Below are 20,911 nucleotides of genomic sequence, written 5' to 3'. Positions count from 1 at the left end.
ATGAGCGAGACCCCGGACAGCGCCGTCCACGCCGTACGCACGTACATCGACCAGCACCGTGCCGCCTTCCTCGACGACCTTGCCGAGTGGCTGCGCATCCCCTCGGTGTCGGCCCGGCCGGACCGGGCCGGGGACGTGCGGCGCAGCGCCGAGTGGCTCGCCGCCAAGCTCACGGAGACCGGCTTCACCACCGTCGAGGTGTGGGAGACCGACGGCGCCCCGGCGGTCTTCGCCGAGTGGCCCTCCGACGACCCGGACGCCCCGACCGTCCTCGTCTACGGCCACCACGACGTCCAGCCCGCGGCCCGCGAGGACGGCTGGCACACGGACCCCTTCGAGCCGACCGTGGTCGACGGCCGGATGTACGCGCGCGGGGCGGCCGACGACAAGGGCCAGGTGTTCTTCCACACACTCGGCGTCCGCGCCCACCTCGCCGTCACCGGCCGCACGGCCCCCGCCGTCAACCTGAAGCTGATCGTCGAGGGCGAGGAGGAGTCGGGCTCCCCGCACTTCCGCGCCCTGGTCGAGGAGCGCGCCGAGCGCCTCGCCGCCGACGCCGTGATCGTCTCCGACACCGGCATGTGGTCCGAGACGACCCCCACCGTGTGCACCGGCATGCGCGGGGTCGCCGACTGCGAGATCGAGCTGTACGGCCCCGACCAGGACATCCACTCCGGTTCCTTCGGCGGCGCCGTCCCGAACCCGGCCACCGTCGCGGGCCGGATCGTCGCCGCCCTCCACGACGAGCACGAGCACGTGGCGATCCCCGGCTTCTACGACGGGGTGACCGAGCTCTCCGACGCCGAGCGGGCCCTCGTCGCCGAGCTGCCCTTCGACGAGGCGGCCTGGCTGCGCACGGCCAAGTCCCACGGAACCCTCGGCGAAGCCGGCTTCTCCACCCTGGAGCGGGTCTGGGCCCGCCCCACCGCCGAGGTCAACGGCATCGGCGGCGGCTACCAGGGCCCCGGCGGCAAGACGATCGTCCCCGCCTCCGCCCACCTCAAGCTGTCCTTCCGGCTGGTCGCCGGCCAGGACCCGGCCAAGATCGAGCTCGCCGTACGGGACTGGCTCGCCGGACTCGTCCCGGCCGGCATCCGGTACGAGATCGTCTTCGGCGCCCCGACCCGCCCCTGCCTCACCCCCCTCGGCCACCCCGCCCTCAAGGCGGTCGCCGGGGCCATGAGCCGGGCCTTCGACGGCGCCAAGGTCCGCTACACCCGCGAGGGCGGGTCCGGACCGGCCGCCGACCTCCAGGACGTCCTGGAGGCACCCGTCCTGTTCCTCGGCATCTCCGTCCCGTCCGACGGCTGGCACGCCCCCAACGAGAAGATCGAGCTCGATCTCCTCATGAAGGGCGTCGAGACGACCGCTCACCTGTGGGGCGACCTGCCCGCCGCCCTCACCGAGCGCTGAACCCACACACCGATCCGGGGGAGTTGGAAGCACCTGTGAGCACCCTGAAGAACGCGTCCGCGGACCGCCCGATCTCGCTCACCGCCCCGAGCGGGATCGACCGGGCGGCCCACCACCGCCTCGACGAGGCGTGGCTCGCGGCGGCCTGGAGCCACCCCACGACCCGGGTCTTCGTGGTCTCCGGCGGCCAGGTGCTGATCGACGACCGGCCCGACGGCACGACCGAGCTGGTCATGACGCCGGCGTTCGAGGCCCCCGTCACCGAGACCCACCGCTACTTCCTGGGCACCGACGCCGACGGCGTCTCCTACTTCGCGCTCCAGAAGGACTCCCTGCCCGGCCGCATGGACCAGTCCGCCCGCCCCGCCGGGCTGCGTGAGGCCGGACTGCTGCTGTCGGACCGGGACGCGGGCCTGATGGTGCACGCCGTCGCCCTGGAGAACTGGCAGCGCCTCCACCGCTTCTGCTCGCGCTGCGGCGAGCGCACGGTCATCGCCGCCGCCGGCCACATCCGCCGCTGCCAGGCCTGCGGCGCCGAGCACTACCCGCGCACCGACCCCGCGGTGATCATGCTCGTCACCGACGACCAGGACCGGGCGCTGCTCGGCCGCCAGGTCCACTGGCCCGAGGGCCGCTTCTCCACGCTCGCCGGCTTCGTCGAGCCCGGCGAGTCCATCGAGCAGTCGGTCGTCCGCGAGGTCCTGGAGGAGGCCGGCGTCACGGTCGGCGAGGTCGAGTACATCGCCAGCCAGCCCTGGCCGTTCCCGTCCAGCCTGATGCTGGGCTTCTTCGCCCGGGCCACCTCCTCGGAGATCACCGTGGACGGCGAGGAGATACACGAGGCGCGCTGGTTCTCCCGCGACGACCTGGCCGCCGCCTTCGAGTCGGGCGAGGTGGTGCCCCCGTACGGCATCTCGATCGCGTCCCGGCTCATCGAGCGCTGGTACGGCAAGCCGCTGCCCAAGCCCGGTGACGTGGTCTGACCCCCTCTGGCACGATGCCGCTCATGACACGGGACAGGGCGTACGACGACGACCGGCTGGCGGGCGCGTACCAGCGGGGCAACGAGATGCCCGAGGCGTCGCTCCGTGACTGGACCCGGCTGATCGGGTCCTTCACGGACCGGCCGGCCCCCGCGATCGTGGACGTCGGCGCCGGCACCGGCGTCTTCTGCGCCGCCGCCGCCCGCTGGCTCGCGCCGTCGACGGTGGTCGGCGTCGACCCCTCCGCGGCGATGCTCGCCCAGGCCGTGCGCCACCACGGCCACCCCGGGGTGCGCTATCTGCGCGGCGACGCCGAGGCGCTGCCCCTCCGCTCCGGCGCGTTCGACCTCGCGCTGCTGTCCCGGGTGGTCCACCACCTGCCCGACCGTCCCCGCGCGGCCCGCGAACTGGCCCGGGTGCTGCGGCCCGGGGGAGTGGTGGTCGTCCGCACCACCTTCCGGGAGCGCCTGGACGCCCTGGTCTACGACTACTGGCCGCGGCTGCGCGAGCTCGACCGGGACCGCTTCCCCTCGGCGGACGGCCTCGCCGGGGACTTCGCCGGCGCCGGCTTCACGGTGCTGAAGGTCACGTCCTTCGCCCGCCCGGTCACCGAGGACCTGCGCACCTACCACGCGCGGCTGACCGCCCGCCCGCAGTCGAAATTCGGCCGCCTCAGCCCGGCGGAGTTCGAGGACGGACTCGACCACCTCGCCGCCGACGCCCGCCGCGAACGCGCCACCGGCCCGGTCCCCGTCGACGAGCGCTACGACCTGATGGTCCTGACCGCTCCCTGACCTCAGACCTCAGACCTCAGACCGCACGCCGACGGCCGGCCGCCCGCCGACGGTCCGCCGCGCCCCACCGGTCCACCGCGCCCCGACGACGACGAACCCCCGGCCGGGCGGTCGCCGGCCGGGGGTTCGGGTGCCCTGATCCGCTGTGTGGGATCCGGGTGTGCGCGGGGGGCAGCCCCGCTCAGACGCCGATCTTCTGCTTGACCTGCGCGAGCGACGGGTTCGTCAGCGTCGAGCCGTCCGGGAAGAGGACGGTCGGGACGGTCTGGTTGCCGCCGTTGGCCTTCTCGACGAACGTGGCCGAATCAGGGTCCTGCTCGATGTTGATCTCGGTGTACGCGATGCCCTCGCGGTCCATCTGGCTCTTCAGCCGACGGCAGTAGCCGCACCACGTGGTGCTGTACATCGTCACAGTGCCCTGCATGGCGAGGCGCTCCTCTTGTTCGCTGACGGGTGCCGAGAAGAAGAACGTACGCCCCCGCCCGCCCATTCCCGGAATTCGTATGATCGGAGCCACCTGCCTGTGGACGGTCCTCCGCACCGACCCCGCCGAACCTGGCAGCATGGCGGAGTGACAGCAGCAACGCACTCCACTCTCTTCCCGCAGGTCCCGGAGACGGCAGACGCGGTGCTCGACGGGCTCGACCCGGAGCAGCGCGAGGTCGCGCTGGCCCTGAGCGGTCCGGTGTGCGTCCTCGCGGGCGCCGGCACGGGCAAGACGCGGGCCATCACCCACCGGATCGCGTACGGGGTGCGAGCGGGCATACTCCAGCCCGCCAGCGTGCTGGCCGTCACCTTCACCAACCGGGCCGCGGGCGAGATGCGCGGGCGCCTCCGGGAGCTCGGCGCCGGCGGCGTCCAGGCCCGCACCTTCCACTCCGCGGCCCTCCGCCAGCTCCAGTTCTTCTGGCCGAAAGCAGTCGGTGGCGAGCTGCCCCGGCTCCTGGAGCGGAAGGTCCAGCTCGTCGCCGAGGCCGCCGCCCGCTGCCGCGTGCGCCTCGACCGGAACGAGCTCAGGGACGTCACCGGCGAGATCGAGTGGGCCAAGGTCACCCAGACCGTCCCCGCCGACTACCCCGCCGTCGTCGCCAAGTCCGTCAGGGACGCCCCCCGCGACCCGGCCGAGATCGGCCAGATCTATGCCATGTACGAGCAGCTGAAGCGCGACCGCTCGGTGATCGACTTCGAGGACGTGCTGCTGCTCACCGTCGGCATCCTCCAGGACCGGCACGACATCGCCGACCAGATCCGCCGCCAGTACCAGCACTTCGTGGTCGACGAGTACCAGGACGTCTCCCCGCTCCAGCAGCGCCTGCTCGACCTCTGGCTCGGCGACCGCGACAACCTCTGCGTCGTCGGCGACGCCAGCCAGACCATCTACTCCTTCACCGGCGCCACCCCCGACCACCTGCTGAACTTCCGCACCCGCCACCCCGGGGCCACGGTGGTCAAACTCGTCCGCGACTACCGCTCCACCCCGCAGGTCGTCCACCTGGCGAACGGCCTGCTCGGCCAGGCCCGCGGCCGGGCCGCCGAGCACCGCCTGGAGCTGATCTCCCAGCGCGACCCCGGCCCCGAACCGGCCTACACGGAGTACGCCGACGAGCCCGCCGAGGCCGAGGGCACCGCCCGCCGCATCCGCGACCTCATCGCCGCCGGCGTCCCCGCCGGCGAGATCGCCGTCCTCTACCGGATCAACGCCCAGTCCGAGGTGTACGAGCAGGCCCTCGCCGACGCCGGAGTGCCCTACCAGCTCCGCGGCGCCGAGCGCTTCTTCGAGCGCCAGGAGGTGCGGGAGGCGGGCGTCGCCCTGCGCGGCGCCGCCCGCGCCGGACGCAACGACTCCCTCCTCGACGACGCCGAGGACCTCCCCGCGCAGGTCAGGGCCGTGCTCTCCACCAAGGGCTGGACCGACAGGCCGCCCGCGGGCTCCGGCGCCGTCCGCGACCGCTGGGAGTCGCTGGCCGCCCTCGTCCGGCTCGCCGAGGACTTCGCCCGCGCCAGGCCCGGCGCCACCCTCTCCGACCTCGTCGCCGAACTCGACGAGCGGGCCGCCGCCCAGCACGCCCCGACCGTCCAGGGCGTCACCCTCGCCTCGCTCCACGCGGCGAAGGGCCTCGAATGGGACGCCGTCTTCCTGGTCGGCCTCACCGAGGGCATGATGCCGATCACGTACGCCAAGACCGACGAGCAGGTCGAGGAGGAGCGCCGCCTGCTGTACGTCGGCGTCACCCGCGCCCGGCTCCACCTCACGCTCTCCTGGGCGCTCTCCCGCTCCCCGGGCGGCCGGGCCTCCCGCCGCGCCAGCCGCTTCCTCAAGGGGCTGCGCCCCGGCTCCGGGACGCTCGGCTCCGCCTCCACCGCGGGCGGCGGCGGCATCGAGCGGGGCGCCGGCACCGGGCGGCGCAAGGTGCGCGGCCCCGTGCTCTGCCGGGTCTGCGGCGCGACCCTCACCGAAGCGGGCGCCATGAAACTCATGCGCTGCGAGGACTGCCCCTCGGACATGGACGAGGGCCTGTACGAGCGGCTGCGCGACTGGCGCGCCGAGCAGGCGCGGGAGCTGGCCCAGCCCGCCTACTGCGTCTTCACCGACAAGACGCTCATGGCCATCGCCGAGCGGGTGCCCGCCACCGACGGGGAGCTCGCCTCGATCTCCGGCGTCGGCGTCCGCAAGTTGGACCGCTTCGGAGCCGACGTCCTGGCCATCTGCGCAGGTGGGGAGGGAAGCGCGGGAGACGGCGAAGTCCGATGAAAACTCGTCGAGAAAATAGTTTGCGCCTGCCCCGTCAAGCGCCATAGGTTCTTAACCACGGAAACAGCGGCTTCTTCGAAGCCCTGTCTTCGTGCTGTACTTGTCCACATATACATACGAGGGTCCGGCTCACCCCGAGCCCTCCGAGACGCCGAGAGGAGGCGATTCCAGTGATCAGCAGCAACATTCAGACCAGCACCGCCAGCATCGTCAGCGCCGCCGGCGTCTTCGGCACGGCCAAAATGACCGATCGCTCGGTCGTCTCCGCCTGCACCCTCGGCCTCTCCGCCTCGGTTCTCATTGGCACCGGTCTGCCCGTCGCCGGCCTGCCCGTCACCGGTCTCTCCGGTCTCGGCACGGTCGCCGTGGAGCGGCGCAATGAGCGACCGACCAAGGCACTGGAAGCAGGAGCAGCAGGCAAGGCCACGGCGTATGGCTTTGCGGCGACCGGTGCCGGCACCCAGCAGCAGACGACGATGCACCACCACACGATGTGGGCCTTCCGTGGGCTCGAACCCTGGAGTGATCCAGTCTGATCCAGTATCAGACCGGCGCCTTCAGGGCCGCGGAACCCCACCCGGGATCCGCGGCCCTTCTGTTTGTCCCCGAACGGGGATGACGGAGCGAAGGGGCCTCGGGACAGAACACCCGGTACCAGCCGAAACCCCGGCCAACAGGCCGGAACGACCAGACGAGGAAAGACCACCGTGCAACTCGAAGCGCACGCCCCGTCCGTACCGCATTCCGATTCGATCCCCCTGCCCGGCCTCACGGAGGACCCCGCTTTGACCCCCGTCACCCCCCTCACCGCGCTCACCGCGCTCGACGACGCCATCGAGAACCTCGGCGTCCCGGTCCCCTGTCGCGCCTACGACCCCGAGGTCTTCTTCGCGGAGTCCCCGGCCGACGTCGAGTACGCGAAGTCCCTCTGCCAGACCTGCCCGCTCGTCGCCGCCTGCCTGGCCGGCGCCAAGGAGCGTCGCGAGCCCTGGGGCGTCTGGGGTGGCGAGCTCTTCGTCCAGGGCGTGGTCGTCGCCCGCAAGCGGCCCCGTGGCCGCCCGCGCAAGAACCCGGTCGCGGCATGAGCGCCACCGGAACCATCGACCGCCCCCTCACGCACGATCCCCAGAAGCAGGCCCCGATGACCTCGTCCGCAAGTGAGCCGTTCGGCTCCGCGACCCCAGCCTTCTCCCCCGCCGCCGCGCACACCGCGCGTCAGAACAGGACCCGTGAAATGCAACTCATCCCAGAAGCCCTGGCCCGTGCCCATATGCACGAGCGACAGCGTGAGGCCGAAGCGCAACGCCAGGCCGTGCGCCTGGTCGCCGCCCGGCGCATGCAGCGCCGCGCCGAGCGCGTCTCGCTGCGCGCCCGCCGCGCGCTCGCCATGGCCGTCATGCACTGAGGCATCCACCTGATGCCCACCCCACCGCGGGGGCCGGTCCGAACGGACCGGCCCCCGCGGTGCGTTGTCCGCGGTGCGTTGTCCGTGGCGTGGCTGCCTGCGGCATGGCTGCCTGCGGCATGGCTGTCCGCGGCGTGGCTGCCTGCGGTGCGTTGTCCGCGGTGCGTTGCCGTGCCGGGCTATCGTCGACAGGGTGAACGAAGCACCCGAGCCCGAGGAGCCCGTCTCCTGCGCCCGCTGCGGCCGGACCGCCGACGCCGTCCCCATGACCTGGACCTGCTCCGTCGAGAACGGCCGCCGCCAGTACTTCTGCGACGAGTGCGCCCGCGCCAACATCCGCGCCATCGAAGGCCGCCTAGACCCCTCCTGGTGGTAATCCCCCACCCCGTCGCTCCCCAACGGTCACCGCACCCCTGGCCGGCCCGGCTCGGTCCGGCCTACCTCGTTGTGGGCAACGGACGGCGCGCCCCTGTCCGGCTCGGCTCGGCCTGGCCCACCCCGTTGCGGACCCAACGGAAGTCGCACCCGCGCCCGCCTGGCCCACCCCGTTGTGGGCAACGGACGGCGCACCTCTGCCTGGCCCACCCCGTTGCGGACGCAACGGAAGTCGCACCCGCGCCCGCCTTGCCCACACGGAGATGGGCCGGCGGGCGCAGCCTGCACGGCGGGTGGCACGGGGCCAGGGTGCGGGCCGCACGAGGCGGCGGCCCGCACGGGGCGCGGGTATCGGGCGCGGGCCCGCACGGGCCGACAGCCCGCATGGGGACATGGGCCCGCACGGGCGGGCGGGCCCACATGGACCGGCGGGCCCGCAGGGGGTCAGGAGGGGGAGGGGGGTTCGAAGCCGGGGAGCCAGGTGGTGAGTTCGTCACGGAGCCGCACCGTCGCGTTGAGCTGACACAGCACCCCGATCGTGCTGAGGGTCACGCGGTGTATCAGCAGGTACGAGGGCGGGAGGTTGAGCTGCTTGCCGAGCTGGTGGGCGGGGGAGCGGGGGTCGGCGATCCGCGCGGCCTGCGCGCGCATCCAACCGCGGCTGAACTCGAACGCGTCGACCTCGGCGGGCTCGATGATCGGCAGCAGGTACTCCAGGACCGCGTCGGGGTCGAGGGCGACCGACTCCTTGACGAAGCCCTCGCCGCGCAGCAGGTCGTAGACGGTCTCGGCGTCGCCGTCGAGGGTCATGCGGAGACAGGTGCCGATCGTCTCGGGCAGTCCGCCCGGAAGGCGGTCGACGGTGCCGAAGTCGAGGACGCCGAGGCGCCAGGACTCGGGCCCGTCGTCCTCGCCGGTGCCGGGAAGCAGCCGGAAGTTGCCGGGGTGGGGGTCGGCGTGGAGGAGGCCGGTGCGGGCGGGGCCGGAGAAGAGGAAGCGGGCGAGGAGCTGGCCGGCCCGGTCCCGCTGGTCGGGCGTGCCGTCCGCGATCACCTCCGACAGCGGGATCCCGTCCATCCACTCGGTGACGAGGACCTGCTCCGCCCGGTGGACCACGGCGGGCACGACCACGCCGGGATCGTCGGCGAACTCCTCCGCGTGCTTCTGCTGGGCCTCCGCCTCCAGGGCGTAGTCCAGTTCCTCGGACACCCGGTCCCGCATCTCGGTGATCAGCGGTTTGATGTCCATCCCGGGGATCAGCGGGCCGAGGAGCCGGGCGAAGCGGCTCAGTTGTGCGAGGTCCGAGAGCAGGGCCTCGCCGGCGCCCGGGTACTGCACCTTGACCGCGACCTCGCGCCCGTCGTGCCAGACGGCCCGGTGCACCTGGCCGATCGAGGCGGCGGCCGCCGGCTTGTCCTCGAACTCCAGGAACAGCTCCCGCCACCGCGCGCCGAGCCGTTCCTCCAGGACGGCGTGCACGGTGCGGGTCGGCATGGGCGGCGCGGCGTCCTGAAGCTTGGTCAGCGCGGCCCGGTAGGGCCCGGCGACCTCCTCAGGGAGGGCGGACTCGAAGACGGACAGCGCCTGCCCGAACTTCATGGCCCCGCCCTTGAGCTCGCCGAGCACCTTGAACAGCTGCTCGGCCGTGCGCTGCTGGAGTTCGCGGGCGACGAGCTCCGCCGATCTCCCGCCGATCCGCTTGCCGAGCCCCCAGGTGGCCCGGCCCGCGAAGCCCAGCGGCAACGCGGCCAACTTGGCGGTCCGGGTGACCGCCTTCCGGGGAAGATCAGACATACGCCCCTCCAAAACCCAGACTGCCGTGCCGCGCAGGGCCGTTACCCCGCCATTGTGTCGTGCGTGCCTCCGGCTGCCGAGGCGCGCTCCCCCTCTTCGCCGCGCGCCGCCCCGCACGGGCAGGCCGGATGGGGTGTCAGCCGCTCCGCCCGCCACTCCAGCAGCGGCAGGGAGGTCTCCCAGCGGGTGCCCGTACTCGCCGGGAGGTCGCCGTCCAGGAAGGCCAGCGCGTGCGCGGCGGCGAGACCCGCCACCGCCGTCGCCAGGCCCACGTCGCAGGCGGGCAGCGGATGCGGGGCGCCGGAGCGCCACTGGGCGAGCAGCCGGGGCCAGACCGGCTCCCGGTCGGTCCGCTCCTCCTGGAGGCACCGCGCGCACGCCGTGCCGCCGGGCAGCACGAGCGGCCCGACCGTCCCGGTCGCCTCCAGGACCCCCGCGTACAGGTGGGGGGTGCCGGTGGCGATCCACTGCCCGGCCGGCACGGGATCGGGGACGTACGCCCCGAGGCCGTCCCTCGGGGTCACCACCACGAGCGAAAGGCCACCGCCACCGGCCTTTTCACCCCACCCCTCGGCGCCTTCCTCCCCTCCCCGCCCCCTCGCGGCCGTCCGGCGGGGCTCCTCCGCCCCGCCCCCTCCGGCCGCCCGGGGCGGCGCGGGCCCACCGGCCGACCAGGCGGCGGGCCGCCGTGGCCCGGCGCTCGCCGACGGTCTCGGGGGGCAGGCCGGACGGGGAGGTCTCCCAGGGTTCGACGCGGCCGGAGTCCAGCACGTCGACCGTGCCGACGCCGGCCGCGGCGAGCAGGGCGGCGACCGTCGTCCCCACCCGGCCCGCGCCCCTGACCTGGACGCGCAGGGAGCGCCGGGCCGTCAGTGTCCGTGTCGCACGGTCCGGTTCGGGGTGGACCACGGAGAGGGAGGCGAGGTCGGCGCGGAGCGGATCGAGGGCCCGGTCCACCGCGCCGGCGGGTGGCCCTGCGCGGCCCGGCCGCCCGGTCGCGGCGTCCGTGAGGAGCCCGGCCGACTCCAGCCGGCCGAGGAGTGCCCGCAGGTGGCCGTCCGGCAGGCCGAGCGCCCGTGCCTCTGCCCGGAGCAGCTCGGTCCCGCGGGTGCCGTCGAGCAGCCCGAGCACCGCTCCCGTGTCCTGGTCGACCGGGCCGAGTACCACCGCGTGGGCGGGGGTGACCCCGAACTGCACGCACTGGAGACCGCGCCAGGCCCGCCGCAGTGCCGGCTTCACCATCGGATGCATTTCCCCGCCCCCGCCCCGTGATCGCATTCATGATCGACAACGGCTCTTTCGCCGTCCGTGGTGAGAATGCCCCGCCGCCGTGACGGTCGCCGAAAGTTGTCCACAGGCCGGGGGAATAGTCATTCAAATGGTGCGGGGTGGGGTCGGAACGTTCCCGAAACCACTCCCGGGGCGGGACTTCCCGCGCCGCCTGCGGGTAACGTCGGGCCCGTGCCCGCCGACCCACAGCGCAGCGTGACCAGCAAGCCGCCCCGCGGCGCCGGAACGAGCGCGGTCGAGGTCCGCAGGAGCCCGCGGCGCAGCAGGACCGTGTCGGCGTACCGCGAGGGCGACCGGACCATCGTCCTGATCCCGGCCCGGATGTCGGAGGCGGAGGAGCGGCGCTGGGTCGGCGTGATGCTGGACAAACTCGCCGCCCAGGAGAACCGGAGCGTCCTCGGCGACCGCGAGCTGACCGAGCGGGCGACCCGCCTGTCGGAGCAGTACTTCGACGGCCGGGCCCGCCCAGGGTCGGTCCGCTGGGTGACCAACCAGAACACCCGCTGGGGCTCCTGCACGCCCTCGGAGGGCAGCATCCGGCTCTCCCACCGGCTCCAGGGCATGCCCGAGTACGTCGTCGACTACGTCCTCCTCCACGAGCTGGCCCACCTGCTCGTCCCCGGTCACGGCCCGGGCTTCTGGCGGCTCCTGGAGGCGTACCCCCGCACCGAGCGGGCGCGCGGCTACCTGGAGGGCGTGGTCGCCGCCGCCCGGTTGCCCCACCCCCCGGCCGGCCGCGAGGAGTGACGGCGCCCGGGAGGAGCGGCGCCGCACGCGAGGAGTGCCGCACGCGAGGAGTGACGACGGCGCCACGCACGTGTGCGCGTGTTTCCCGATTCCGTACCGAAAACGACCCGCCCTGTCTCAATGTCGCACTCAGCCGTTAGCCTGGCGCGAGCATTCGCCATTCGGGATGGGGGACGGTCGTTACGCATGGCCAGGGAATTCCAACGCGGCCACAAGGCCAAGATCAGTGATTTGACCGCGGGGACGGATCTGTACGTCGGCGTGCAGATCGCGGCGCCCGGACTGACCTTCGACATCAGCTGCTTCGGCCTCGACGCCGACGAGCGGCTCTCGGACGACCGCTACTTCGTCTTCTTCAACCAGCCGAAGACGCCCGAGGAGTCCGTCCAGCTGCTCGGGGCGCAGTCCGGTGACACCGAGTCCTTCCGCGTCACCCTCGACCGCATCCCCGCGAACATCCACAAGCTGTCGTTCACCGCGACGATCGACGGCACCGGCCAGATGTCCCAGATCGGCCCCGGCCACCTGCGGATCGTGGCGGGCGGCGAGGAGGTCGCCCGGTACGCGTTCACCGGCGCGGAGTTCTCCACCGAGCGCGCGGTGATGCTCGGCGACTTCTACCTCAAGGACGTGTGGCGGTTCGCCGCCGTCGGCCAGGGCTTCGACGGAGGCCTGGACGCGCTCCTGCGGAACTTCGGCGGCGAGGTCGCCGAGGACGAGCCCGCCGCGCCGCAGCAGCAGGCCGCGGCCCCGGGCTTCGCCCCGCCGCAGGCCGCGGCGCCCCCGGCCTTCGGCGCCCCCGCGCAGGCCCCCGCGCCCGCGTTCGGCGCGCCGCCGGCCCCGCAGGCTCCCGTGCCGCCCGCCCCCGCGCAGCCCGTCCACACGGCGCCGACGATGGTGGCGCCGATGGCGCCCGCCCCCGTCCCGCCGCCCGCACCGGCCCCCGCTCCGTACGGGCAGCCGCCGCAGCAGCCGCAGTACGGCCAGGTTCCGGGGCAGTACCCGGGACAGGTTCCGGGCCAGGCGCCCGGCCAGTACCCCGGCCAGGGCCAGCCGCCGCAGACGCCGCCCTACGGGCAGCCCGCGCCCGCCCCGTACGGGCAGCAGCCCCCGGCCTACGGCCAGCAGCCCGGCGCGTACGGGCAGCCCGGCGGCGTCCCGCAGGGCGTCCCGGCGACCGGCGCCGGACTCGCCGCCGCGCTCGCGCCGTACAAGGAGACCGCCACCGGCGCCCGCTGGACCCCGCAGAACCAGCAGCTCATGCGGGTCGACCTGGCCATGGGCGGCGTGCCCGTCCTCGCCCGGCAGGGCTCCATGGTCATGTACCAGGGCAAGGTCGACTTCGGCTACAAGGGCGCCGGCTTCGCGGGCCGGGTCGTCGGCAACGCCACCGGCCAGGAGATGCAGCTGATGCGCTGCACCGGCCGCGGCCAGGTCTTCCTCGCCGAGGACGGCGCCCACCTGCACCCGATCGAGCTCCAGGGCGACGGCATCTGCGTCTCCGCCGAGAACGTGCTCGCGTTCGACGAGACCCTCCAGTACGAGGTCCGCCGCATCGAGGGCCACGGCATCCCCGGCGGGGCCCTGTTCACCATGCAGTTCCAGGGCACCGGCACGGTCGTCGTGAAGACCCACGGCGTTCCCGTCGTGCTGCCGGTGACGCCGACGACCTTCGCCGACTGCCAGGCCGTCGTCGCCTGGTCGTCCGCGTCCCAGGTCATCCTCTCCAGCCAGGTGCGGCTCCGCCGCAACGCCTACCCCGGCCACAGCGGGGAGACCGTGAACCTGCAGTTCCGGGGCGCCCCCGGCAACTTCATCGTCGTCCAGCCCTACGAGGTCTGAGGGAGCCCGAAGTCATGAACCAGCAACTCGCGGGCTACGCCCCGACCCCCGTCGCGGCCCGGATGGAGAACCACGGCCGCACCATGCTGAAGGTCGCCATGGCCACCGGCCAGGACCTGTACGCCCGGACCGGCTCGATGGTCGCCTACGAGGGCTTCATCAGCTACGAGCCCAACCCGCCCGCCGTCCGCCAGGTCGCCCAGCAGTGGGCCACCGGCGAGGGCGCGCCGATCATGAAGTGCACCGGCGACGGGCTGCTCTACCTCGCCGACTACGGCGCTGACGTCGTCGTGATCAACCTCCAGAACGACTCGCTCTCGGTCAACGGCACCAACCTGCTCGCCTTCGACGCCCACCTCCAGTGGGGCGTCGAGCGGGTCAAGGGCCTCGCCAAGTTCGCCGGCCAGGGCCTGTTCAACGTGGAGATCGCCGGCACCGGCTGGGTCGCGCTCACCTCGCGCGGCACGCCGCTGGTCGTCGACTGCGGCCGCGGCGACGACGAGACGTACGTCGACCCCGACGCGCTCGTCGCCTGGTCGCCGGCGCTCAAGGTCAAGGGCAAGCGCAGCTTCAAGGCGTCCTCCCTCATCGGGCGGGGCAGCGGCGAGGCATACCAGATGGCCTTCTCGGGCCAGGGCATCGTCGTCGTACAGCCGAGCGAGGACAGCACCGACCGCCTGCGGGTCCGGGGCTGAGGGGGAGCGAGAACACACCATGCAGAGCCCGCTTTTCAACCACGCCGAGCAGCAGAGCCAGGAGCGGTACGTCATCCAGAACCCGCAGCTGCTGCGGGTCAGCCTCACCGGGCAGGACGACGTCCTCGCCCGCAAGGGCGCCATGGTCGCGTACCAGGGACTCGTCGACTTCGACGGCGAGTACAAGACCCCGAGCCAGCGGCGGGCCCAGGCCCGCACCGGTGAGGGCCTCGACCTGATGCGCTGCTCCGGCCAGGGCACGGTCTACCTCGCCAACCTCGCCCAGCACGTCCACATCGTGGAGGTCGAGCAGGAGGGCCTCACCGTCGACAGCTCCTACGTCCTGGCGCTCGACTCGACCCTCCACACCGAGGTCATCGCCGTCGACAGCCAGTACGGGATCTCCGGCTCCGGCAAGTACCAGCTCAACATCTCCGGCCGCGGCAAGGTCGCCCTGATGACCTCCGGCCAGCCGCTGATGATGCAGGTCACGCCCGAGAAGTACGTCAGCGTCGACGCCGACGCGATCGTCGCCTGGTCCACCGGGCTGCGCGTCCAGATGCAGGCGCAGACCACCAACTCCAGCATCCGCCGCCGCCGCGGCGACACCGGAGAGGGCTGGGAGCTCAGCTTCCTCGGCCAGGGCTTCGCGCTGGTCCAGCCGAGCGAGGTCATGCCCCCGCAGCACGCCGCCATCGGCCAGGGCGTCGCCGCCCAGTTCGGCGCCGGACAGCACGGCTCCCACGCCCAGAACCAGAACAACGCCTGGAACTGAGCACACGGGCACGCGAGAGGGGGCGGTCGCCGCGGCGACCGCCCCCACTTCCGTCCCTCGCCTACGGCAGGCGGGCCAGCGCGGCCTCCAGGAGGCGGACCACCGACGTGTCCGCCACGCCCGCCACCTCCTCGTACGCGAACCAGCGCAGGTCCAGCGACTCCTCGCTGATCTCCGCCACCGCGTCGACCGGCGCGAGCGCCGCGTACTGCACGTCCAGGTGCCAGTGGCAGGGCGCCGGGATCGGATGCCGGTCGAGCCGCACCGGACCGCCGGGCAGCAGCGTCAGGCCCGTGATCCCGGACTCCTCCGTCGCCTCGCGCAGCGCCGCCGCCTCCACCGTCGCGTCACCCGGCTCGCAGTGGCCGCCCATCTGCAGCCACATGCCGAGCTTCTTGTGGAGCGTCAGCAGCACCCGCCCCCGCGAGGGGTCGACCACCAGCGCGCTGGAGGTCAGGTGCCCGGCCCCGCAGGGCTTGTACATGCCGTCCGGGTGCTCGGCGAGATGGTCCAGGTAGACCTGCCGGAGCTCCTCCTGGTCCTCGTACTCCTTCAGTACGAGGACCGCGTCGTCGTGCAGGCTCACTTGGCGTCGTCGTCCTTGCCCTGGTCGTCGGAGCGGCCCTCCGCCGCCTCGCCGAGCATCTTGTCGAGCTCGGAGAAGTCGAGGTGCTCGCGGTGGACGAAGCCGTCGGGGTCGTCCAGGTCGGTCGCCGTGGGCAGCATGTCCGGGTGCTCCCACAGGCCGTCGCGGCCGTCCACGCCGCGCGCGTCGGTCAGCGAGGCCCACAGGCGCGCCGCGTCCCGCAGCCGCCGCGGACGCAGCTCCAGGCCGATCAGCGTCGCGAACGTCTGCTCGGCGGGACCGCCCGAGGCACGGCGCCGGCGCAGCGTCTCGCGCAGCGCGTCCGCCGACGTCAGCCGGGACTTCGCGGCCTCGTGGACCACCGCGTCCACCCAGCCCTCGACCAGCGCGAGCGCCGTCTCCAGACGGGCCAGGGCCGCCTTCTGCGCCGGAGTGTCCTCCGGCTGGAACATGCCCTGCTGGAGCGCCTCCTGCAGCTGCTCCGGGTGCGTCGGGTCGAGCTGGCCGACGGCCTCCTCCAGCTTCGAGGTGTCGACCTTGATGCCCCGCGCGTACCCCTCGACCGCACCGAACAGGTGGGCCCGCAGCCACGGCACGTGCGCGAAGAGCCGCTGGTGGGCGGCCTCGCGCAGGGCCAGGTAGAGCCGCACCTCGTCCGAGGGCACGCCCAGGTCCTTGCCGAAGGCCTCGATGTTCAGCGGCAGCAGCGCCGCGCGGCCCGCCGGGCCGAGCGGCAGACCCACGTCGGTCGAACCGACGACCTCGCCGGCGAGCGCGCCGACGGCCTGCCCGATCTGCTGGCCGAACATGGCGCCGCCCATCGAGCGCATCATGCCGATCAGCGGACCGGCCATGGCCTGCATCTCCTGCGGCAGGACGTCGCCCATCGCCGAGCCGACCCGCTCGGCGACCGGGTCTACCAGCTGCTGCCACGCCGGCAGGGTCGCCTCGACCCACTCGGCGCGGCTCCACGCCACCGCCGTACCGGCGCCGGAGGGGAGCGAGGTGACCTGGTCGAGCCACAGGTCGGCGAGGCGCAGGGCCTCCTCGACCGCGGACTTCTCGGCCGGGCCCACGCTGGCGTCCTTGGTGCCGTCGGCCGTGCCCTGCGCCACCACCTGGCGGGCGATCTGCTTGGCCATGTCCCAGTTCACGGGACCGCCCTCGTAGCTCAGCATCTGCCCGAGCTGCTGGAAGGCCGCCCCCAGGTCGTTGGGGTTCAGCGAGCCGAACATCGCGGCGAACGGGTTGTCCGCCCCGCCCGGGCCGCCCATGCCCGGCAGGCCGCCGAAGCCGAACGGGTTCGCCCCGAACGGGTTGCCGCCCTGGCCGCCGGACCCCTGGCCACCTCCGGCGGGGTCCTTCTTCTTGCCCTCGTCGCCGTTCTCCGGCTCCTCCGGCGGAAGGCCGAATCCGAATGGGGTGTCACTCACAGGTTTCCTCGGCTCGTAGGGCCGCCGGCCTCCTGCCGACGGCGACTGCCCGACCAGGCCTGTCAGACAGACCCGCACACCACCAGCGTAGACATCCGGGCCGGAAATGGGCTCGGTGCTCCGCCGGGGCGTGCCCTGCGGCAGGATGGACGCCACCTGGTCCGTACGCGTCATGCGGCGTACGTACTGAAGACAACCGCTGGAGACGCCCGGTGAGTTCCCCAGATCCTCAGGTTCGCGGAGCGCGAAACCCCTCAACCCGGTCCGCAGCGCGCGGCCCCGTCGTCGCGGTCACCGGCGCCGCCTCCGGCGTCGGCGACCTGCTGACCAGGAGCCTCGCCGCCTCCGAGGAGGTCAAGCGGGTCATCGCCATCGACGAGCGCCGGGGCGAGGTCGCCGAGGCGCAGTGGCACATCCTCGACGTGCGCGATCCGGCCATCGCCGAGAAGCTGCGCGGCGCCGACGTCGTCGTGCACCTCGCCGTCGACCTCGACCTGGAGACCGACCCCGCCGCCCGAACGGCCTACAACGTGCGCGGCACGCAGACCGTGCTCACCGCCGCCGCGGCCGCCGGCGTCCGCCGGGTGGTCCTGTGCACCTCCACGATGGTCTACGGCGCCCTGCCCGACAACGACATCCCGCTCTCCGAGGACGCCGAGCTCAATGCCACCGCCGAGGCCACCGGCGTCGGCGACATGCTGGAGATCGAGCGCCTCGGCCGCCGCGCGCCCCGCGCCCACCCCGGACTCAACGTCACCGTCGTCCGCCCGGCGGTCCTCGTCGGCGGTACGGACACGGCGCTGACCCGCTACTTCGAGTCGCCCCGGCTGCTCGTCGTCGCCGGGTCCCGGCCCACCTGGCAGTTCTGCCACGTCGACGACCTGGTGAGCGCCCTGGAGTACGCGGCCCTGGAGAAGGTCGACGGCGAGCTCGCGGTCGGCTGCGAGGGCTGGCTGGAGCAGGAGGAGGTCGAGGAGCTCTCCGGGATCCGGCGCATGGAGCTCCCCTCCGCCGTCGCCCTCGGCGCGGCGGCCCGCCTCCACCGGATCGGCCTCACCCCCTCCCCGGCGGGCGACCTCGCGTACACCATGCACCCCTGGGTGGTCAGCGTCGGACGGCTGCACGACGCCGGCTGGCGGCCGAAGTGGACCAACGACGAGGTCCTCGCCGCGCTGCTGGCCGAGGCCGAGGGCCGCCACACGGTCGCCGGACGCAGGCTGGGCCGCAAGGACGCCACGGCGGCGGGCGCCGCCGGTGCGACGGTCGCGCTGCTCGGCACGGCGGCGCTGGTCCGCCAGATGAGGAAGCGGCGCGGCTTGTAGGACCCTCCTAGGGAGGGTCCCGTCCACAGGTCGAAAGGTCTCTTACCGGATGTCGGCGGCGTACGGCACCATGGGCTCATGGCGCAGACGCACGACCACCCCGGTGAGCAGGCAGCGGACGACCCGATCAAGCTGCTCGCGATCCGTGACACCCCGCTCTCCGTCGACGAGGTCTTCCGGGCCGTCGGCGACGACGCCTCCGGTGGCACGACCCTCTTCGTCGGCACCGTGCGCAACCACGACGGCGGCGCGGACGTCGACGCGCTGGGCTACTCCTGCCACCCCACCGCCGAGGCGGAGCTGCGCCGCGTCGCGGAGAAGGTCGTCGCGAACTACCCGGTCCGCGCCCTCGCCGCGGTCCACCGGGTGGGCGACCTGCGCGTCGGCGACATCGCGGTCGTCGTCGCCGTCTCCTGCCCCCACCGCGGCGAGGCCTTCGAGGCCTGCCGCAAGCTCATCGACGACCTCAAGCACGAAGTCCCCATCTGGAAGCACCAGACCTTCTCGGACGGCACGGAGGAGTGGGTCGGCGCCTGCTGACCGTCCGCTGACATGGCAAGGCGACGCGCCGACAGGGCGTAGCCGAACGCCCGATTTGCGTAACCGCCCCCCAGGCGCGAGCGTTGACCTCACAGATGACAGAGTCTGCTGATCAACTCACTGGGGATGGGAGGTCGGGATGGCAGCGCTGGCCTGGTTGCTGATTCCGCTTTTCGCAGTCGTCGGCGCGGCGATATGGGGAAGCTGGGCTTCGAGGAACAAGACCACAGGTGACGTGGCCGAACTCGCCGGCTACGCACGCTTCAGGGACGCGATGGAACGCGCCCACCCCATGACCCCCGATTCCGCTCGGGCCGAACGCGAACCGGCCGCCGCGGCCGGCGGTGTCAGCACCTCGCCGTCGAGCTGACGTCCCGCGCCTCGTACGGACCCGCCCCAGGGGTGCACCCACAGGCGAGTCCCGTACTGTCGTTCCATGCCACGCCGCACCGCGACGATGCTCGCCTCCACCCTGGTCCTGATCTGTCTGCTCATCGCGGGCGTTCTGATCCCGGTGCCGTACGCGGAGATGAGCCCGGGGCCCACGGTCAACACCCTCGGTGAGGCCAGGGGAGAACCCGTCCTGCAGATCTCGGGACGGAAGACCTACCCGACCGACGGTCACCTGAACATGACGACGGTCCGCGTCACCAGCGCGGACTACAAGATGAACGCCGTCGAGGCGGTCTACGGCTGGCTCGCCCACGACAACGTGGTGGTGCCGCACGACACCCTCTATCCGGACGGGAAGACCGAGGAGGAGTCGACCCAGGAGAACGCCGAGGAGTTCAGCCAGTCCCAGGAGAGCGCCAAGGTGGCCGCCCTCGGGGAGCTGGGGATCCCGGTGGTCGCCCGGGTCGTCGTCGGCACCGTCGTGAAGGGCTCCCCGGCCGAGGGCAAGCTGCACGCCGGGGACGTGATCAAGGCCGTCGACGGCGTGCCGATCAAGGAGCAGGCGGACGTCGCCAAGCAGGTGACGAAGCGCAAGCCCGGCAAGGACGTCGAGTTCACGATCGTCCCCGCCGAGGAGGCGGCCGCCGCGGAGAAGGCGCGCCGGGAGCCGAAGGTCACCCAGAAGGTCGTCATCACGACCACCACCTCCGAGGAGGGGGACAGGGCCGTCGTCGGCATCCAGGCCGGCACCGACCACGTCTTCCCGTTCACGATCGACATCAACCTGGCGGACGTCGGCGGCCCCAGCGCCGGCCTGATGTTCGCCCTCGGCATCGTCGACAAGCTCACCCCGGAGAGCCTCACCGGCGGCAAGTTCGTCGCCGGCACCGGCACGATCGACGACAAGGGCGAGGTCGGCCCGATCGGCGGCATCGAGATGAAGCTGGTCGGCGCGCGCACCGCGGGCGCCGAGTACTTCCTCACCCCGGCCGACAACTGCGAGGCCGCCGCCTCGGACACGCCTGAGGGCCTCACCCTCGTCAAGGTGGACACCATCGACGACGCCACGAAGTCGCTGGAGAAGATCCGCAAGGGCGACACCGCGTCGCTCCCGAGCTGCTCGAAGAGCTGACGGCAAATACGCCGAAGGGGCGCCCGGTCGACACGACGGGCGCCCCTTCGGCGTATCGGGCGGGTCAGGACTCGAAGGTCGCCGCCAGTGCCTCGGCGAGGCCGGGCACCAGGTCGGGGCCGGTCAGCACCTCGGTCGCGGTGTCCTTCTCGCGCAGCCGGATCGCCGCCTCGCGACCGCCGCCGCGCAGCACCGCCACGGTCATCCGGACCTCCTGGCGGTCGGGGTGTCCGGCCACCCACTTGGCGAGCTGCTTCTCGCTCAGCCCCTGCGGCACCTGGGCCTCCGCCGACGGGGGCAGCATGAGCCGCTCCACGGTCAGGGCGCAGCCGGCCACGGCGTCGGGCCAGGCGATCGTGCCGAGGAACTCGTCGAGGGCCTTGCCGCGCGGCAGCTTGTCCTGCTCGATCGGGGTGTAGGCGGTGGCGTCGTCGCCGAGGCCGAGCTGGGAGGCGAGCCGGGGCTCGCTGGCGCGCAGCCGTGCGGTGTCGACCAGGGCGAACAGGCGGGCGGGCTGGTCCCAGCCGAGGCCCGACGCGTACTCGTCGATCTCGAGCACCGCGCGGGTGAGGGGGCTCGCGGCCATCGGGGGGCCGGAGGGGGAAACGTTGGACATGACCAATATCCTGCCTCGTCTTCC

23 protein-coding genes are annotated in these 20,911 nt (G+C 73.0%); 16 read left to right on the top strand and 7 right to left on the bottom strand.

Translation table 11 applies throughout. The features are described 5' to 3' along the window. From ACIQFX_RS34705 to ACIQFX_RS34695, 3 genes are read left to right on the top strand one after another with little or no spacing between them, the layout of a single operon-like run. Nucleotides 1-1,413 (top strand): dipeptidase, encoded by a 1,413-nt coding sequence (locus tag ACIQFX_RS34705; protein WP_402471526.1) that lies wholly within the window; start codon nucleotides 1-3, stop codon nucleotides 1,411-1,413. Nucleotides 1,414-1,448: 35 nt separating this feature from the next. Then, entirely contained in the window at nucleotides 1,449-2,396 is a 948-nt protein-coding gene (nudC, locus tag ACIQFX_RS34700; protein ID WP_402471523.1) for an NAD(+) diphosphatase, read from the top strand. A gap of 23 nt (nucleotides 2,397-2,419) precedes the next feature. Next, the gene (locus tag ACIQFX_RS34695; protein WP_402471520.1) at nucleotides 2,420-3,190 is read left to right on the top strand and encodes a class I SAM-dependent methyltransferase; all 771 of its coding nucleotides are present in this window, start codon (nucleotides 2,420-2,422) and stop codon (nucleotides 3,188-3,190) included. Nucleotides 3,191-3,371: 181 nt separating this feature from the next. Here the strand turns inward: ACIQFX_RS34695 and ACIQFX_RS34690 are convergent, their stop codons facing one another. Then, nucleotides 3,372-3,614, bottom strand: coding sequence for a mycoredoxin (locus tag ACIQFX_RS34690; protein ID WP_367822419.1), 243 nt, complete (start codon nucleotides 3,612-3,614; stop codon nucleotides 3,372-3,374). A gap of 147 nt (nucleotides 3,615-3,761) precedes the next feature. Between ACIQFX_RS34690 and ACIQFX_RS34685 the strand changes: the two genes are divergently transcribed. The 5 genes from ACIQFX_RS34685 (at nucleotide 3,762) to ACIQFX_RS34665 (ending at nucleotide 7,723) form a co-directional block, all read left to right on the top strand. Further along, nucleotides 3,762-5,942 (top strand): ATP-dependent DNA helicase UvrD2, encoded by a 2,181-nt coding sequence (locus ACIQFX_RS34685; RefSeq protein WP_402471518.1) that lies wholly within the window; start codon nucleotides 3,762-3,764, stop codon nucleotides 5,940-5,942. A gap of 170 nt (nucleotides 5,943-6,112) precedes the next feature. After that, nucleotides 6,113-6,478 carry a hypothetical protein gene (locus ACIQFX_RS34680; protein ID WP_402471515.1) on the top strand — a complete coding sequence of 122 codons (366 nt, stop codon included), beginning with the start codon at nucleotides 6,113-6,115 and terminating at the stop codon, nucleotides 6,476-6,478. Nucleotides 6,479-6,649: 171 nt separating this feature from the next. Further along, nucleotides 6,650-7,027, top strand: a complete 378-nt coding sequence (locus tag ACIQFX_RS34675) for a WhiB family transcriptional regulator (RefSeq protein ID WP_376490482.1) — start codon at nucleotides 6,650-6,652, stop codon at nucleotides 7,025-7,027. Next, nucleotides 7,024-7,347, top strand: coding sequence for a hypothetical protein (locus tag ACIQFX_RS34670; RefSeq protein ID WP_402471512.1), 324 nt, complete (start codon nucleotides 7,024-7,026; stop codon nucleotides 7,345-7,347). Before ACIQFX_RS34675 ends, ACIQFX_RS34670 begins: the two co-directional genes overlap by 4 nt. A gap of 193 nt (nucleotides 7,348-7,540) precedes the next feature. Beyond that, nucleotides 7,541-7,723 carry a hypothetical protein gene (locus ACIQFX_RS34665; protein WP_376490793.1) on the top strand — a complete coding sequence of 61 codons (183 nt, stop codon included), beginning with the start codon at nucleotides 7,541-7,543 and terminating at the stop codon, nucleotides 7,721-7,723. 443 nt (nucleotides 7,724-8,166) lie between these two features. On the opposite strand, the gene ACIQFX_RS34660 is transcribed toward ACIQFX_RS34665, so the two are convergent. Genes ACIQFX_RS34660 through ACIQFX_RS34650 form a run of 3 tightly spaced genes read right to left on the bottom strand, consistent with a single transcriptional unit; the run spans nucleotide 8,167 to nucleotide 10,758 of the window. After that, the gene (locus tag ACIQFX_RS34660; RefSeq protein WP_402471509.1) at nucleotides 8,167-9,516 is read right to left on the bottom strand and encodes an ABC1 kinase family protein; all 1,350 of its coding nucleotides are present in this window, start codon (nucleotides 9,514-9,516) and stop codon (nucleotides 8,167-8,169) included. A gap of 41 nt (nucleotides 9,517-9,557) precedes the next feature. Continuing rightward, nucleotides 9,558-10,040 carry a TOMM precursor leader peptide-binding protein gene (locus ACIQFX_RS34655; protein ID WP_402471507.1) on the bottom strand — a complete coding sequence of 161 codons (483 nt, stop codon included), beginning with the start codon at nucleotides 10,038-10,040 and terminating at the stop codon, nucleotides 9,558-9,560. Between the two features lie 34 nt (nucleotides 10,041-10,074). Further along, nucleotides 10,075-10,758, bottom strand: coding sequence for a ThiF family adenylyltransferase (locus ACIQFX_RS34650; RefSeq protein WP_402471504.1), 684 nt, complete (start codon nucleotides 10,756-10,758; stop codon nucleotides 10,075-10,077). A gap of 219 nt (nucleotides 10,759-10,977) precedes the next feature. On the opposite strand from ACIQFX_RS34650, the gene ACIQFX_RS34645 reads away from it, so the two are divergent. The 4 genes from ACIQFX_RS34645 (at nucleotide 10,978) to ACIQFX_RS34630 (ending at nucleotide 14,865) form a co-directional block, all read left to right on the top strand. After that, nucleotides 10,978-11,553: a M48 family metallopeptidase gene (locus ACIQFX_RS34645; protein WP_402471502.1), complete on the top strand. Its 576-nt coding sequence runs from the start codon at nucleotides 10,978-10,980 to the stop codon at nucleotides 11,551-11,553. Between the two features lie 186 nt (nucleotides 11,554-11,739). Next, nucleotides 11,740-13,395: a TerD family protein gene (locus tag ACIQFX_RS34640; RefSeq protein WP_402471500.1), complete on the top strand. Its 1,656-nt coding sequence runs from the start codon at nucleotides 11,740-11,742 to the stop codon at nucleotides 13,393-13,395. Between the two features lie 14 nt (nucleotides 13,396-13,409). Then, nucleotides 13,410-14,090 (top strand): AIM24 family protein, encoded by a 681-nt coding sequence (locus tag ACIQFX_RS34635; RefSeq protein ID WP_402471498.1) that lies wholly within the window; start codon nucleotides 13,410-13,412, stop codon nucleotides 14,088-14,090. Nucleotides 14,091-14,109: 19 nt separating this feature from the next. Further along, complete coding sequence (locus ACIQFX_RS34630) at nucleotides 14,110-14,865, top strand: AIM24 family protein (RefSeq protein ID WP_402471496.1); 756 nt, start codon at nucleotides 14,110-14,112, stop codon at nucleotides 14,863-14,865. A gap of 61 nt (nucleotides 14,866-14,926) precedes the next feature. Here the strand turns inward: ACIQFX_RS34630 and ACIQFX_RS34625 are convergent, their stop codons facing one another. Continuing rightward, nucleotides 14,927-15,451 carry an NUDIX hydrolase gene (locus tag ACIQFX_RS34625; protein ID WP_402471494.1) on the bottom strand — a complete coding sequence of 175 codons (525 nt, stop codon included), beginning with the start codon at nucleotides 15,449-15,451 and terminating at the stop codon, nucleotides 14,927-14,929. Continuing rightward, on the bottom strand, nucleotides 15,448-16,884 hold the full coding sequence (locus tag ACIQFX_RS34620; RefSeq protein WP_402471492.1) for a zinc-dependent metalloprotease: 1,437 nt from the start codon (nucleotides 16,882-16,884) through the stop codon (nucleotides 15,448-15,450). Before ACIQFX_RS34620 ends, ACIQFX_RS34625 begins: the two co-directional genes overlap by 4 nt. A gap of 212 nt (nucleotides 16,885-17,096) precedes the next feature. Here ACIQFX_RS34620 and ACIQFX_RS34615 point away from each other — a divergent pair, with 212 nt between their 5' ends. The 4 genes from ACIQFX_RS34615 to ACIQFX_RS34600 all read left to right on the top strand — a co-directional run bounded on the left by ACIQFX_RS34615 (nucleotide 17,097) and on the right by ACIQFX_RS34600 (nucleotide 20,271). Then, entirely contained in the window at nucleotides 17,097-18,206 is a 1,110-nt protein-coding gene (locus ACIQFX_RS34615) for an SDR family oxidoreductase (protein ID WP_402471489.1), read from the top strand. A 78-nt stretch (nucleotides 18,207-18,284) separates the two neighbouring features. Then, entirely contained in the window at nucleotides 18,285-18,746 is a 462-nt protein-coding gene (locus tag ACIQFX_RS34610) for a molybdenum cofactor biosynthesis protein MoaE (protein ID WP_367827776.1), read from the top strand. Between the two features lie 139 nt (nucleotides 18,747-18,885). Continuing rightward, nucleotides 18,886-19,116, top strand: a complete 231-nt coding sequence (locus ACIQFX_RS34605) for a hypothetical protein (RefSeq protein WP_402471485.1) — start codon at nucleotides 18,886-18,888, stop codon at nucleotides 19,114-19,116. A gap of 66 nt (nucleotides 19,117-19,182) precedes the next feature. Then, entirely contained in the window at nucleotides 19,183-20,271 is a 1,089-nt protein-coding gene (locus ACIQFX_RS34600; RefSeq protein WP_402471483.1) for a PDZ domain-containing protein, read from the top strand. 64 nt (nucleotides 20,272-20,335) lie between these two features. On the opposite strand, the gene ACIQFX_RS34595 is transcribed toward ACIQFX_RS34600, so the two are convergent. Next, complete coding sequence (locus tag ACIQFX_RS34595) at nucleotides 20,336-20,887, bottom strand: PPA1309 family protein (RefSeq protein ID WP_402471481.1); 552 nt, start codon at nucleotides 20,885-20,887, stop codon at nucleotides 20,336-20,338. Nucleotides 20,888-20,911 lie beyond the last annotated feature (24 nt).

Source organism: Streptomyces sp. NPDC093089, assembly GCF_044754405.1.
Lineage (GTDB): Bacteria > Actinomycetota > Actinomycetes > Streptomycetales > Streptomycetaceae > Streptomyces.
This window is presented reverse-complemented; position numbering and strand designations above follow the sequence as displayed.